Raw genomic sequence first — 13405 nt, 5'->3', positions numbered from 1 at the left:
GAGAGCGAAATGACGGCAACAGTCAACGAATTCAATTGGCCAGACCGCATTGTCATTGGCACCATCGGCGAGCCCGGGTCCCGCACCTTCTACCTCCAGGCAAGAGCAGGCAAGGAACTGTCCAGCATCGCCTTGGAAAAACAGCAGGCCGCGGTGGTTGCCGAGATGATTGACGAGATTCTCGATCAGCTCTCCACTGTCAAGGGCAATCCCTTCAGTGTTCCCGAACATACTCCGGTGGAACTGGTTGACAACGATCCGCTGGAAGAAGTCAACGAGTCCTTCCGGGTGGGTTCCATGAATCTCGGCTGGGATGCCACCGTAGCGCAGGTAGTTCTGGAAGCCTTCTCCTTGAACGAAGAAGATGAAGCCGACTTTGATCCAGATGGACCGGGCGCGCTGCTGCGCGTGCGCATGCCCGTAGGCACTGCACGCGCTTTCGCCATGCGCACCCATGAGATCGTGGCTGCTGGGCGGCCTATGTGCGCCAACTGCGGTTATCCGATTGATCCGGATGGGCATACTTGCAAAGATGAGAATGGCGAATGAGCTCGCCCGATCTGCTGACCGCGCGGCTGGAACTCACCGGCCGCATTACCACCGCCTCCAATGCAACTTTCCTGGGCAGCATCGGCGAGAACAGCGTGGTCTACAAGCCCATTGCTGGCGAGAAACCCCTCTGGGATTTTCCCCATGGCACCCTCGCATACCGCGAAGTTGCCGCCTTCCTCGTATCTGAAGCCCTAGGCTGGAACCTCGTCCCGCGCACTTGGCTGCGCGAAGGGCAGTTTGGCAAAGGCATGGTGCAGCTATGGCAAGAAGTTGATCGAGGACAGCACCCAGTAGACATCGTAGCCGCGGACATGGTGCCAGCTGGCGGTTGGAAGACCATTCTGCATGGGCAGGATGAATCGGGGCGGCAGATGACCTTGATCCACGAGGATACACCTGCGCTGCGGCGCATGGCGGTCTTCGATGCACTGGTCAACAACGCAGACCGCAAGGGCGACCACGTTCTAGCCATGCCCGGTGGCCACCGCTACGGAGTCGATCATGGGCTCTGCTTCAACGCAGAGCACAAGCTGCGCACCGTGCTTTGGGGTTGGGTTGGCCAACCGCTGGGTGAAGAAGAACTGGCCGGCCTCCGGACGGTCAGCGAAGCCCTGCACGCAGAACTTGGCCAAGAACTGACCAACCTGCTAGACGATGAAGAAATCGCGGCGCTCGCCGAGCGCTGCGCTACCCTGTGCAGCGAAGGGCACTTCCCTGCTCATAGGGGGCAGATGCCCGCCGTGCCCTGGCCGCTCTTCTAGAACTCCGATTCCTATTGACCCCAGGACGGCAGGCAAGCCATCCTTGGATTCTGATAGCAAAGGCAGGTCGCGCATGGGAACGGTTGAAGCCAACGGTGTGGAGCTCGGTGCCGAATCCTTCGGCAGCAAAAGTGATCCATTGGTTCTCCTCATCGGCGGAACCACCATGCTTGCTTGGCCAGATGCCCTGTGCCAGGCTCTGGCCGCTGGCGGGCGCCATGTGGTTCGCTACGACCTGCGGGATTGCGGTGAATCAACGGCCGGGAACCCGATGAAACCCGATTACAACCTGCGCGATCTGGCCTCGGATGCCGCAGCGCTGGCCAGATTACTGGATAACCGTCCAGCGCATGTAGCCGGTATCGGAGTCAGCGGCATGATCGCGCAGATTGCGGCGCTGGATCATCCCAAATCATTTGGCGCCCTGACGCTGATAGGCACACGACCAGTAGCTCCCGGTCCGGTAGACAAAGATTTGCCAGATCATGACCAGGCAACCATGGGCAAGCTGTTGTCCCGCCCTATGCCGGATTGGGCAGACCGCGCGGCCGTTGCCCAATTCTCCGCCGAGGGTTCGCAAATTCTAGGCAATGATCCAGAAGTTGCCATGGACTTGGCCTCCCGCATCTGGGACCGTACGGCCAGCGCAGAGCCCGAAGCCCATCTGGCAAACCAGATCGGGATCGTCTTTTCCAAGCTGGACTGCACTCCGCGCTGGCGCGAGCGGCTGTCCGAGCTCGATATCCCCACCTTGGTGGTTCACGGTGCAAAGGATCCGTTTTTCCCCGTCGGCAACGGCATAGTGCTAGCCGAAGAAATCCCGAACGCTTCCTTGCTCGTCCTTGAAAACGCTTCAACTGCCATTCCGTCTTCGGCGATCTCCGAGGTAGCTTCTTCGATGCTGCTGCTCTAGGAACGTAGCGATGCAATTCCTAGTCACAGGGCAATATAGGCTGTCCCCATGGATAACCGACCTAAGCGAGTCCCAGGCGGAGAACTTCGACCTGCTGAACTAGAGCTGCTGGCCTTGCTCTGCAGCGGCACAGATGCTGAATCAGCAAAGGCTCGACAGCAACTGAAGTTTGCGCGTTGGGGCGGCTACCAGTTCAAAGAATGCGAGTGCTTCTCGATTTCCTTCACAAGCAAACTCGATTGCCAAAGCGTCCGGCATGGTGGTGGCCCATTCTCCACTGTTCTCGTTTCAAAAGATGGCAAGGAGCTGGGGCATCTGGATCTCTGGGTTGTTGCCGGATACCTGCATTCAGTCGATTACATGCCGTTTGAAGACGATCCCGGGCACCTGCCAACGGCGGAGAATTACACGTTGGAATTCAGCTGACGGAACTAGGCTTCAGCACTTGCGGGCAGCCGTTCTCCACTGTCCCGAGGCATGCGTCTTTACTTGCCTGCGGGTCATTTCAACCAGCCTGGTTGCTGCTGATCAGGGCGCCATCACTGGTGGCGATTAGACGCGGAAGGCCGCAAGGATGCCAGTCGTGGAGCACACCGTGGTTCTCGTGCGCTAGCCGCGTGGCATCCTCCGGCTACTACTTCTATGCGCGGCGTGGGATTAGGTCTAGTATTCGAGGCACCTATTCATGCCTTCGAGAGGTTTCTCCATGTCATTTCAAGCCTATCTGGACACCATAGAAATGAAGACCGGGCTCACTGCTCGCCAGTTGATCGAGATCGCCCGTGAGAAAGGCCTTAGCCAAGAAGGGGTCAAAGCAGCAGAGATTCTGGCATGGCTCAAGGAGGACTACCAGCTGGGCCGGGGCCACGGCATGGCGATGGTCCATGTCATTCAAAAGGGACCGACTATCGCTAGCAAGCACGTTGGATCCGGAGGCAAGCACAATGACGAATCAGATGTTCTGTGGCTCGACGGCATCGCAACTAAGCCTTCCAACTGAACCAGCCGAAAGGCAGGGGCTATAGTTCCGGCTCGGAATACTCGGTTCCAGTGTCTTGCCGTTGGTCGCGTACCGCAGTGATAGCGGATGTAGCAAGAGCAATTGCTATCGCGATCCAGAAGCTGCCAAGAGCCTCGGCGAGCGACCGGCCGGAAATCATGCAATAGCACGCAAGGAACAAGGCCAGCCCCAAAATCGAGATGCCAAGGTACACCGAGACTCGTAGCCAGGCTACCTTGGGAAGTTTCCTCATTCGATCTGCCTCCACTTCCCTAGCGCTCGATCCTTTTTCTTCCAACGGTATGTTGAGCTGTGGGGATATACAACATCGACCGTGAAAAATAGCCCGGGCTATCGCCAAGCCCGGTCATAGCCTGCGTAGGATATCGCTTGGGCGTCACCACGCCCGCCCGCGAAGGTCGACTTCACCTTCTGGCCAGGAAGCAAGCTGGGACTCGATGGGCAAAATAAGCAGAGGTTGGCCCGGCGGGTCGTAAATTGCGTGGCCTCCACGGCTAATCGAACGCTCGGCAGCGGAAATCCGAGTCCATCCGCACGAGCTGTAGAAAGCGGCCACCTCCTCGCGACAACCGAGATAGCCGAACGCAATACCGCCGGCATCAACCATCGATGAAGCCACGAGATTCATCAGGATCCCGCCTAGGCCGCGGCCCCGCGCGCGCTCGGAAACCAACACTCCACCCACACCTGCAACGACAAGGTCGCGGCCTCCCACACCGATCGTGCGTCGCGCCCACCCGACATGGCCGACAACCTCGCCTTTGCACCGGGCCATGATGTGGAAATCATGCGGGGCATAGCCATATGGCAGATCCGGATCCCAGATGCCGGCATCCCGCAGGTACTCGGCATCGAACAGTCTGCGAAGCTCCGCGGCATCTTGCTCTGCCAGTTCTGCGTGCGCAACAATCTCCAGCGCAGTTTCAAGTATCGTGGCTTCGCTCGAATCGTCTGCTCGCGTCAACGACAGGCCTCCTTTTGGATTCCGGTAACTGCTTCAAGTATCAGGGGTATGCGTGGGATATGGATTACTGTCTCCTGCCATATTTCCCTTGCCAGTATCCCGCACCTTCCGAGCTTCCGGGATGGCTGAGTCCAACGAAAAAGAGCCGGACCCGCACCAACGTGCGGATCCTGCCCTCTGTCTGGCGCAGCTCATCCAGTAATCAGCGTGGAACGCGACTATGCATTATCCCTGGACTCCACGAGGTTCCGGCACAGGCCAGCCTCTGCTCTCGCGACCTGCAATCAGACGAGCGGCGCGACCAGCGGCACCCGCACGAGCGAGTTCGCAGGCATCCGATCAGGCGTGATCACTTCAGCCAGTCGCCGAGTCCGTACTGGCCGGGGACGCCGAGGTTCTCGCGCAACGTGGAGCCCACGTAGTCCTCGGGATAGAGGCCGCGTTCGCGCAGGATCGGCACGACCTCGTCGACGAACGCGTCAACGCCGTCCTCATAGACATCGGGCGACAGCCAGAAGCCGTCGGCAGCACCGGCCTCGAACCATTCCTGCAGGTGATCGGCGTGCACCGTTCCCGGCCCCACGGTCACGGGATGGTAGTCGATCACGCCGTGCGCGAGGATGTCGCGCGGCGACCACCCCTCGCGCGCCACCTTGAGCGCGATCCCGGAGCGCGGGTCCTGCGGCGAGGCGTGAGCGCTGGCCAGCTGTTCGGGCGTGAGCGGCTTGTCGATGCGCTCGGACAGGATCGGCACACCGATCATCGCGCTGAGGTGCGGCAGGCGCGCCTCCATGACCTCGCCTGACATCGACAGGCGCCGGTCGAGCCCTTCGCGCACCGTTGGGGACACTGTGGTCATGATGCCGACGATGAACTTCACGTCGTCGGGGTTGCGGCCAGCTTCCTCGGCGGCCCGGCGCAGCGCCCTGCGCGCAGCGCGAGCCTCGTCGATCGTCCACACCTCCGTGATGAAGCCGCTCGCATAGCGCCCCGCCAGCTCGAGCAGATGCGGGCTCGGTCCTCCCGAGGTGAAGACGACGGGCTGCCCTTGCTCCGACGGCGGCAACGCGAGCGGCCCGCGGGATGCGACGTACTCGCCGCTGAGGTTGATCGGCTGCAGCTTCGCGGGGTCGATGAAGCGGCCCGATTCCTGGTCCTTGATCCAGGCATCCATCTCCCAGCTGCCCCAGAGCGACTGCACGATCTGGATCGATTCATGGGCGCGCTGGTATCGCTCGGCCCGGTCCGCGACGGGCTTGCCGTAGTTCGACGCGACGAGCTGGTCGCTCGTCGTGACGGCGTTCCAGCCGGCGCGGCCACGGCTCATGATGTCCAGCGTCTTGAACTGCCGGGCCGTGTTGAACGGTTCCTGGAACGTTGTGGACCCCGTGAGCACGAAACCGATGTTGTTCGTCGCTTGCGAGATCGCGGCCGCCTCCATGAGCGGATCCATGATGTTGCTGACGGTCGAATGCTCCAGGCTGCCCCGCACGGCCGGGAAGTCGGGCGTGAATACGAACGAGAAGCCACCGCGCTCGGCGGCTTGGGCGTAGCGAATGTTCGCCTCGACCTTCGAGTAGTTTCCGGGGTCGACGTGCGGTGCCCGCCAGGCACCGGGCAGGGTGCCGTAGCCGTCAGTCAGCGCCAAGCCGAGAATCATCTTGCGTTGTTCCTTGTCCATGGAACCATCATCGAACATTGACATCCATGTAAAGGTCAAATTACCTTGCCTGCAGGTCCGCGGACTCTGGCGTCAAGGCCGATTGCGCGCAGCCTGCGGGCGGATTCGATGAGGGCTGCCGTGGCCGGGAGGCGGTTCCGACCCGTATCCTTGACATGGATGTGAAGGAGAACGGGAATGCGGATCGGCGAGCTGGCCAATCGAACTGGGGTGCCCACGCGCATGCTCCGGTACTACGAGGAGCAGGGACTCATCACGCCGCTGCGCTGGAGAACGGGTACCGCGACTACGACGAGTATCTCGTGGAGCGCGTGCTGAAGATCCGCAGGCTGCTCGACTCAGGGGTCCCCACCCGGATCATCCGCGACATGCTGCCGTGCCTGAACGACATTGGCAGCACGATCGTTGCCGATCCCGATCCCGAACTGCGCGCGATGCTCGTCGAACAGCGCGACAAGCTGGCCGAGCGCATCGTCCTGCTCCAGCAGAACCGCGACGCGCTGACGCGATACATCGACGCGATGGATCGCGTCCTCTGCGGGGCATGATCGGCAGGTCAGCTCCTTGCGCGCCGCGGGCAGTGGCCGCAGGGAGCTCAGACCGATACTTGAGTGCCCATGAACTCAACAGGTCCCTAATCGCGCTTCGGGGCTCCACCCAAGTAAGAGCTCTAGAGCGCACGGCGGAGTCCGACCGGAATGCCTCGCGGATCCGGCTCCCAGACAGTCGGTTAGATCGCCGTAACGCGGGGCCTGGTGCCTTAGCCTGCTTGCGGCGTTGCCCCATAAGGGAAATGGCCCATGCACCTTGAACGGCATCGCTAATGTGGAGGAGCTTTCCTTCCGGCGCTACTTCGTGATGAATCAAGGGCACGATGCAAAAAATCGCCCCCGGCTCCAAGAGAATCCGAGGGCGATTGAGACATGAGAATTGCACGTTGAAGCGGAACTCCACCGAGTTCCGGCACTACCAACCGCTGGGTGCCGAACCGGTGCCACGAATCAATCCACCGACCACCTGGCACCTCGCGGGCACCAGCCCAGGTCGAGCACAGAGTTGTGCCGTCTGCGATCGAAGCATAAAATGAACAGAAATTCATTGAAAGGATCTTCGTGCCGCGGACGACGGAACAGAATGAAGCGTTGCGTTCAGCCACACGCGCTGCTGTGGAGACGGCCGCCGTCCGGGTCTTCGCGCACCGTGGTTTCGCGGCCACGAACATGCGTCAGATCGCCGTCGAGGCGGGGATCAGCACTGGGTCGATCTACCGGCACTATGCGAGCAAGGAAGAACTGTTCGATGAACTAATCGATCAGGCCTCACGCGGGCTCGAGGCTGTCGCCGTTCAGCTCTCGACCGAAGGGGATCCGCTCTCCATGATCCGATCCTTCACCGAGGTATACGTGGCAGACCTCGCAGCGAACAACGGCGCGGCCGAGTTCTACATGGTGATCAACCAGGGCTTCTCGACGGACACTCCTGAGGGGACTGCGGCGCGACTGGCCGCAACGCAGGGGACGCTCTGGCGGGCCTTCGCCTTGCTCATCGGTCGAGGCCAGGCCGCAGGCCAAATCACCGCGGGAGACCCAACCCGAATGACTTCTCACTACTTCGCCATGCTTGCCGGTATAACGACGATGCACGTTGCTCTTCGGGAGGGATTTGCGGAGCCCGATGTCGAGCTGATCCTACGAATGTTCACAGGAGGACCCCGATGAAGATCGAAGTCGCGCGCGCAGACGAACTGGGTGAGGGGTATCGGCACAGGATCGCTGAAGTTCTCACGCAAGGGTTCGCCGAGGATTTCGCGTTCTTCTCCAAGGACCCCAGTGTGCTTGCCGACGCGTTCGCCCCGATGCTCATCCTGGAGCGCTTCCACGTCGCGCTCGTCGACGGCGAGCCCGCCGCGGTCGCGGTCGTCACCGAAGGCGAGCAGGAGTGCTTCGAGCCGGATCGGCGCGAGCTCCAGCGCGTGCTCGGTCCAATACACGGCATGATCAGCTATCGGATCATCCGCAGTCAATTCATGGGGGCCTATGGCGGTGCCCGCACCGGTCTGACGGAGATTGCGTTCGTCACGACAGCGCCGCAGCATCAGGGCAAAGGCGTAGCCACTGCGCTGATGCGCCGACTCCTGGAACTGCCCTCCGACGAGTTCGTGCTGCGCGACATCAAGGACACCAACACCCCCGCCCTCGGGCTGTACGCCAAGCTCGGCTTCACCGAAACACAGCGGCGACGCATCAAGTTCGCGAAGCGAGCGGGGTTCTCCGCGTATGTCTCCATGGGGCTCAACCGCGCTCAGGCTGATGCTTGAAGAGCGTCCGGGCTCGACAGGCCCGGAAGCGCGCTTCTGGGCTGTCCTCAAGTCCGCACTCTAGTTCGAAAATCTAAACTCCACCACGTCGCCGCACTTACCAACCTCTCAGTACCCGGCGAATCCCCGAAGCGTCGACCCTCTCCTGGCCCAGCGAACACCAAACTCGCCGAGCAATTAGGCAACCCAGGTTGACATCCGGCCACTTAGCAACATAGGTTGACGACATGGAGTCTCCGCGGATCACAGCAGTAGCAGCCGATACCAGCGACCCGAAAGCAGGATTGCGGGCCGTAGCGTCCTTGCGCGTGCTCGCTGACACCTTGGAACTCCGGCAGGTCGAGGCCGCGTTGCGTTCGGGCATGAGTTGGCAGGAGATCGCCGACGCGCTCGGAGTGACGCGACAAGCTGCCCACAAGAAGCACTCCAAAAGAATTGACCCCGCGATCTCGACACCCAGGAGGAACAGATGAACAAACTCGTCCGCGCCGCTCAGACCAGCCAATCGCTTTCCCTGGCCGCCATGGAGGAAGCATCCCGGCTCGGGCTCCGCGAAGCCGACATCGACCACCTGTTCCTCGCATTGGTCATCAACGACCAGTCTGCCGGCCGCGCACTGCGCGAGCTGGGTATCGACATTGACAGCGCCCGTCTCGCCGTCGAGGACCAACGTGATGCACAGCTGACTTCACTCGGCATCGAGGCGTCGTTCCCCGAGGCCGGGCGCATCGTGTTCCATGAGACGGATGGGTACGAGTGGACTCGTCGCGCTCGGGACCTCATCGCGAAATCCAGCAGCAAAGGCAAGTCGGGCGACGCTGCCGCCGTTCTCCGGGAACTCGTCGCAGAGCCCAGCGGCCTGATCACGGATATCCTCGGCCGCCTTGGCACGACATCCGAAGCGCTCATCGAACGCCTCGATTGGGCCGACTCGCCATCCATGAAGTCCATGCCCCTCGCAGCGAAAGTGAAGGGGCGGACCACGGGAACGATTGAGACTTTCGTATCCGCACCACTGGACGAAGTGTGGGCGTTCCTCACAGATCCCGCACGTATCCCCGAGTGGGAACCGAGCATCGGCACCCTCGACCAGACCGGTCAAGAAGCGACGCCGGGTACGGTCTGGGAGGGCACGGCACCCGCAATCTATCCAGACGGCAAACCTGTGAAGATCAAGCCTCAGTTTCGTCGACGCAGTGTTGAGCTCATCGCAATTCACCAACCGGACAGGATCGCATGGAGCTTTGGCTATCCCGACGTCGCGCAGGGTAATTCGATTCTGACTGAATTCACCTTGGCGAACGCGACCAGTGGCACACAGCTGCGGATCAGCAGGTGCTGGTCGCGACGCCAAGGGTGGCGAGGACTTGTCGCATGGCCGCTGCGTCCAGTCCAGAAGTTCCTGGTGTGGATCACCCTGTTCCAGACCGGCAGCGCGATCAGCCGAACATTTCGGTAGTCCCAGGCACGGCGACTCGCCTGCTGGTCGCACATAGATCAAGTGCCCGGATCTCCACAGGGAGATCCGGGCACTCGAGCGGGACATTGAAGCGGAACGCGACTACACGTTGAAGCGGAACTCCACGACGTCGCCGTCCTTCATGATGTATTCCTTGCCTTCGATGCGGGCCTTGCCCGCAGACTTGGCATTAGCCACGGAACCGGCGGCAATGAGGTCGTCGAAGCCGATGACCTCGGCCTTGATGAAGCCACGCTGGAAGTCGGTGTGGATCACTCCGGCAGCCTCAGGTGCGGTGGCGCCCTTGGCGATAGTCCAGGCGCGGGTTTCCTTCGGACCGGCGGTCAGGTAGGTCTGCAGGCCCAGGGTGTCGAAGCCGACGCGGGCCAGCTTGCCCAGGCCGGACTCGACGATGCCGGCATCTTCCATCATTTCCTCGGCTTCGTCCTCTTCCAGCTCGGCGAGCTCGGATTCGAACTGTGCGTCCAGGAAGATCGCCTCGGCAGGGGCAACCAGCTCGGAGAGCTTGGCCTGCATCTCGGTATCGGCCAGGCCAGCCTCATCGGTGTTGAACACGTAGATGAATGGCTTGGTGGTCATCAGCTGCATCGGCGCGAGCTCTTCAAGGTCCACGCCCTTGGTCTTCGCGGCGGCGAACAAGGTGATGCCTTCTTCGAGCACCTTCTGCGCGTTGAGCACTGCGTCCAGGAACGACTTCTCGATCTTCTTGGTGCGCAGTTCCTTTTCCAGGCGAGGCAGCTGGTTCTCGATGGTCTGCAGGTCCGCGAGGATCAGCTCGGTAGCGATGGTCTCGATATCCGAGGCCGGGTCCACCTTGCCGTTCACATGGATCACGTCGTCGTTCACGAATGCGCGGGTGACCTGGCAGATCGCGTCTGCTTCGCGGATGGTGGCCAGGAACTTATTGCCCAGGCCTTCGCCTTCCGAAGCGCCCTTGACGATGCCGGCGATATCCACGAAGGAGACGGTCGCTGGGAGGATGCGCTCGGAATTGAAGATTCCGGCGAGCACCTTCAGCCGCGAGTCAGGCAACGGCACGACACCCACATTGGGTTCGATGGTTGCGAACGGGTAGTTGGCTGCCAGCACCTGGGCACGGGTCAGCGCGTTGAACATGGTGGACTTGCCGACGTTGGGCAGTCCGACGATTCCGATAGTAAGAGCCACGGGAGGAAATTCTACCTTTTACTAGTGATGAGCGCGCAATGGTGTACTGGCGCTTGAATTCTTATGGAGAAATCAGGCCTGCGGGCGGGCGTGTCCGCCCAGGGCACGCTCCTCGTCCCCGGCTTCCTTGAGCTTTCCGCGGATTTCCTTGGGCAGCGAGAAGATGATGTCTTCCTGCGCGGTGGTGACCTCGGAAACGTCGGTGAAGCCGTACTCTGCCAGCAGCGCCACGACTTCGCGGACCAGCACCTCTGGCACCGAGGCACCGGAGGTCACGCCGACGGTGGAGACGCCCTCGAACCAGGCCTCGTCCACTTCGTTGGCGAAGTCCACGCGGTAGGAAGCCTTTGCCCCGTGGTCCAGTGCGACCTCGACCAGGCGGACCGAGTTCGAGGAGTTCGCCGAACCGACCACGATCACCAGATCCGACTGCGGCGCAATGTTCTTGATCGCGGCCTGGCGGTTGGTGGTTGCGTAGCAGATGTCGTCGCTGGGCGGATCCTGCAGGTTCGGGAAGCGCTCGCGCAGCCGGCGCACGGTTTCCATGGTCTCGTCCACGCTCAGGGTGGTCTGCGAGAGCCAGATCAGCTTGTCCGGGTTCTTCACCTGGACGGTGTCGGCTTCCTCGGGGTTGTTCACGATGGTGGTGACTTCCGGAGCCTCGCCGTAGGTGCCCTCGACCTCTTCATGGCCTTCGTGGCCGATCAGCAGGATCTCGTAGTCGTTCTTGGCGAAGCGCACGGCTTCGCGGTGCACCTTGGTGACCAGCGGGCAGGTGGCATCGATGGTCTGCAGGTTGCGGTCCGCCGCGGACTGCACCACGGCCGGGGAGACGCCGTGGGCGGAGAAGACCACCAGGGCGCCCTCGGGCACTTCCTCGTTCTCCTCGACGAAAATCGCGCCGCGGGATTCCAGCTCGGAGACCACGTGCAGGTTGTGCACGATCTGCTTGCGCACGTACACCGGCGGGCCGTAGTGCTCCAGCGCCTTTTCAACGGCAACCACTGCCCGGTCCACGCCTGCGCAGTAGCCGCGAGGAGCGGCCAGCAGGACCTTGCGCTCGGTGACCGTTGGGGAGGCAGCTGCAATCTCGGCCGGGGTGCGGCGCACCCGCGGGATCCGAGGCATTGACAGCGAGACCGTAGTGGAAGTGGAAGTAGCCATACCTCTAGTCTACGAAGTGCATGCAAGTTAGCCCATGCTCATATGATGCGCGCCACCCTCCGGGGACTGTGAGATCTGCCTCCGAAGGGCGCATGCCGGTTCAGCAGGGCAGCGAACTGGGCAGCAGCACCGGGGTGCGCACCACCGCGCCGGTGCCATCGGACCCGCGGTAGGCCCGGCACACGCCCACCGAGCGGGCGCCGAGGTTCGCCTTGATCTGGCGCAGCGCATCGGGCGAGAAGCCATACCACTGCATGTGCATCAGCACGGTGTCCCCGGGCACCGCGGCCGAGGCCCGCGAGATGGTGATCGACTTGGATTTCACGTCCCAGTCGCGGGTGTCGCGGGACCAGGTCCAGATGGCCATCCCGCGGCTGTCGTAGCCGCAACGCACCGAAGCGTCGATGGCTCCGAAAGGCGGGCGCCCGAAATTCGTGTGCACTCCGGAGCCGCCCAGTTGCGCACCGGCCTGCTGGCAGGACAGCGGGCGCAGATCCGGGTGGCTGATCGAATGGTTGATCACCCATTGGCCCTTGGCCCGGGCCAGCGCGGCCAGGTCCACGCCGTAGCGCGACTTGAACGAGCCGAGGCAATCGCCGGTGGGAGCGATCACCAGGCCGATGTTGCTGCTGGCGGCGTAATCCATCACCGAGGTGAAGGCGCTCAGCGTGCGCGGGCAGTCATCGAAGGTGAGCACCACCCTCGATGTCCGGTTGGGACCGGTGGACTGCGGTGCGGAGGGCGGCTTCGGATAGGTGGTCACGTAGCTGCCGCTGACCCAGCCGGTGTACCCTCCGTAACTGGCCTTGTACCATCCGTTGGAGGCGCGGGCGTAGGCGGGCACCGTCTTCCCTTTCGGGATGCTCAGCAGGACCCGGTAGCTGGTGGATGTGCCGGTGCGCAGATTCAGGTCATCGAGCGTGCGCACCGAAGCGGCGACCACGTAGTAGCCGCTGACGTACCCGGTGTACCCGTTGTAGCTGACCTTGTACCAGCCGTTGGAGGCACGCCCGGATACCGGAACCGAGGTCCCCGTGGGTATCTGCACCAGGATCCGGTAACTGGTCGAGGCGCCGGTGCGCATATTCAGATCCGCCGTGGTGCGCACCCGGACCGGCAAGTCGATGGATATGGCACTGGCAACGTGCACCGTTGCGGCCGGCACTGCCGCAGCCGCCAGCGCGGGCATCGAGGCCGCGGCGGAGAGCGGAATGGAACCGGCCAGCAAGCTGAGCGCTGCCACCCAAGTCCACCCCGAACGCGCAATATTCTTATTCCCCAATGCCCCACGCATGGCCCTGCATCCTTCTCGAGTGCTTCCCCAATGCTCAATAGTGTCCACCCGCACATTGCCCCTCGCAATGCCCGCAGGCAGGCTTGTCCCA

The 13405-nt window shown here is 62.1% G+C and carries 16 protein-coding genes; 11 read left to right on the top strand and 5 right to left on the bottom strand.

Features of this window, described 5'->3' with window-relative positions; all coding sequences use genetic code 11:
- Positions 1-9 precede the first annotated feature (9 nt).
- The 5 genes from ACIOU9_RS02075 to ACIOU9_RS02055 all read left to right on the top strand — a co-directional run bounded on the left by ACIOU9_RS02075 (position 10) and on the right by ACIOU9_RS02055 (position 3226).
- Entirely contained in the window at positions 10-549 is a 540-nt protein-coding gene (locus tag ACIOU9_RS02075) for a DUF3090 domain-containing protein (protein ID WP_133833662.1), read from the top strand.
- The gene (locus ACIOU9_RS02070; RefSeq protein WP_402695933.1) at positions 546-1313 is read left to right on the top strand and encodes an SCO1664 family protein; all 768 of its coding nucleotides are present in this window, start codon (positions 546-548) and stop codon (positions 1311-1313) included. Before ACIOU9_RS02075 ends, ACIOU9_RS02070 begins: the two co-directional genes overlap by 4 nt.
- Positions 1314-1386: 73 nt before the next feature.
- On the top strand, positions 1387-2226 hold the full coding sequence (locus tag ACIOU9_RS02065) for an alpha/beta hydrolase (protein WP_332498461.1): 840 nt from the start codon (positions 1387-1389) through the stop codon (positions 2224-2226).
- A 48-nt stretch (positions 2227-2274) separates the two neighbouring features.
- A complete protein-coding gene (locus tag ACIOU9_RS02060) occupies positions 2275-2652 on the top strand; it encodes a hypothetical protein (RefSeq protein WP_332489177.1) in 378 nt (125 codons plus the stop codon).
- 280 nt (positions 2653-2932) lie between these two features.
- Positions 2933-3226: a DUF4287 domain-containing protein gene (locus ACIOU9_RS02055; protein ID WP_332489176.1), complete on the top strand. Its 294-nt coding sequence runs from the start codon at positions 2933-2935 to the stop codon at positions 3224-3226.
- A gap of 397 nt (positions 3227-3623) precedes the next feature.
- Here ACIOU9_RS02055 and ACIOU9_RS02050 read toward each other — a convergent pair whose 3' ends face one another.
- Both ACIOU9_RS02050 and ACIOU9_RS02045 read right to left on the bottom strand, forming a co-directional pair.
- Positions 3624-4211, bottom strand: coding sequence for a GNAT family N-acetyltransferase (locus ACIOU9_RS02050; protein ID WP_332489175.1), 588 nt, complete (start codon positions 4209-4211; stop codon positions 3624-3626).
- Positions 4212-4560: 349 nt separating this feature from the next.
- Positions 4561-5892, bottom strand: a complete 1332-nt coding sequence (locus ACIOU9_RS02045) for an NtaA/DmoA family FMN-dependent monooxygenase (RefSeq protein ID WP_105657682.1) — start codon at positions 5890-5892, stop codon at positions 4561-4563.
- A gap of 177 nt (positions 5893-6069) precedes the next feature.
- Here ACIOU9_RS02045 and ACIOU9_RS02040 point away from each other — a divergent pair, with 177 nt between their 5' ends.
- The 6 genes from ACIOU9_RS02040 to ACIOU9_RS02015 all read left to right on the top strand — a co-directional run bounded on the left by ACIOU9_RS02040 (position 6070) and on the right by ACIOU9_RS02015 (position 9668).
- On the top strand, positions 6070-6210 hold the full coding sequence (locus ACIOU9_RS02040; protein WP_286172149.1) for a MerR family DNA-binding transcriptional regulator: 141 nt from the start codon (positions 6070-6072) through the stop codon (positions 6208-6210).
- Positions 6204-6440 (top strand): hypothetical protein, encoded by a 237-nt coding sequence (locus tag ACIOU9_RS02035; RefSeq protein WP_402695931.1) that lies wholly within the window; start codon positions 6204-6206, stop codon positions 6438-6440. Before ACIOU9_RS02040 ends, ACIOU9_RS02035 begins: the two co-directional genes overlap by 7 nt.
- Before the next feature lie 594 nt (positions 6441-7034).
- On the top strand, positions 7035-7610 hold the full coding sequence (locus ACIOU9_RS02030) for a helix-turn-helix domain-containing protein (RefSeq protein ID WP_332594885.1): 576 nt from the start codon (positions 7035-7037) through the stop codon (positions 7608-7610).
- On the top strand, positions 7607-8209 hold the full coding sequence (locus ACIOU9_RS02025) for a GNAT family N-acetyltransferase (RefSeq protein WP_332594886.1): 603 nt from the start codon (positions 7607-7609) through the stop codon (positions 8207-8209). The genes ACIOU9_RS02030 and ACIOU9_RS02025 overlap by 4 nt, the downstream gene beginning before the upstream one ends.
- A gap of 227 nt (positions 8210-8436) precedes the next feature.
- Positions 8437-8682: a hypothetical protein gene (locus ACIOU9_RS02020; RefSeq protein WP_332594887.1), complete on the top strand. Its 246-nt coding sequence runs from the start codon at positions 8437-8439 to the stop codon at positions 8680-8682.
- On the top strand, positions 8679-9668 hold the full coding sequence (locus ACIOU9_RS02015) for a Clp protease N-terminal domain-containing protein (RefSeq protein ID WP_402695929.1): 990 nt from the start codon (positions 8679-8681) through the stop codon (positions 9666-9668). The genes ACIOU9_RS02020 and ACIOU9_RS02015 overlap by 4 nt, the downstream gene beginning before the upstream one ends.
- 102 nt (positions 9669-9770) lie before the next feature.
- On the opposite strand, the gene ychF is transcribed toward ACIOU9_RS02015, so the two are convergent.
- The 3 genes from ychF to ACIOU9_RS02000 all read right to left on the bottom strand — a co-directional run bounded on the left by ychF (position 9771) and on the right by ACIOU9_RS02000 (position 13314).
- Positions 9771-10856, bottom strand: coding sequence for a redox-regulated ATPase YchF (gene ychF / locus ACIOU9_RS02010; RefSeq protein WP_402695927.1), 1086 nt, complete (start codon positions 10854-10856; stop codon positions 9771-9773).
- Between the two features lie 72 nt (positions 10857-10928).
- A complete protein-coding gene (locus ACIOU9_RS02005; protein ID WP_105657584.1) occupies positions 10929-12020 on the bottom strand; it encodes a 4-hydroxy-3-methylbut-2-enyl diphosphate reductase in 1092 nt (363 codons plus the stop codon).
- Positions 12021-12120: 100 nt separating this feature from the next.
- A complete protein-coding gene (locus ACIOU9_RS02000) occupies positions 12121-13314 on the bottom strand; it encodes an SH3 domain-containing protein (protein ID WP_166650720.1) in 1194 nt (397 codons plus the stop codon).
- Between the last annotated feature and the right edge of the window lie 91 nt (positions 13315-13405).

The sequence above is a fragment of the Glutamicibacter sp. NPDC087583 genome (genome assembly GCF_044743685.1).
In the GTDB taxonomy this organism is placed as follows: domain Bacteria; phylum Actinomycetota; class Actinomycetes; order Actinomycetales; family Micrococcaceae; genus Glutamicibacter.
The sequence above is the reverse complement of the archived record's forward strand: the minus strand, read 5'-3'. Positions and strand labels throughout refer to the sequence as shown.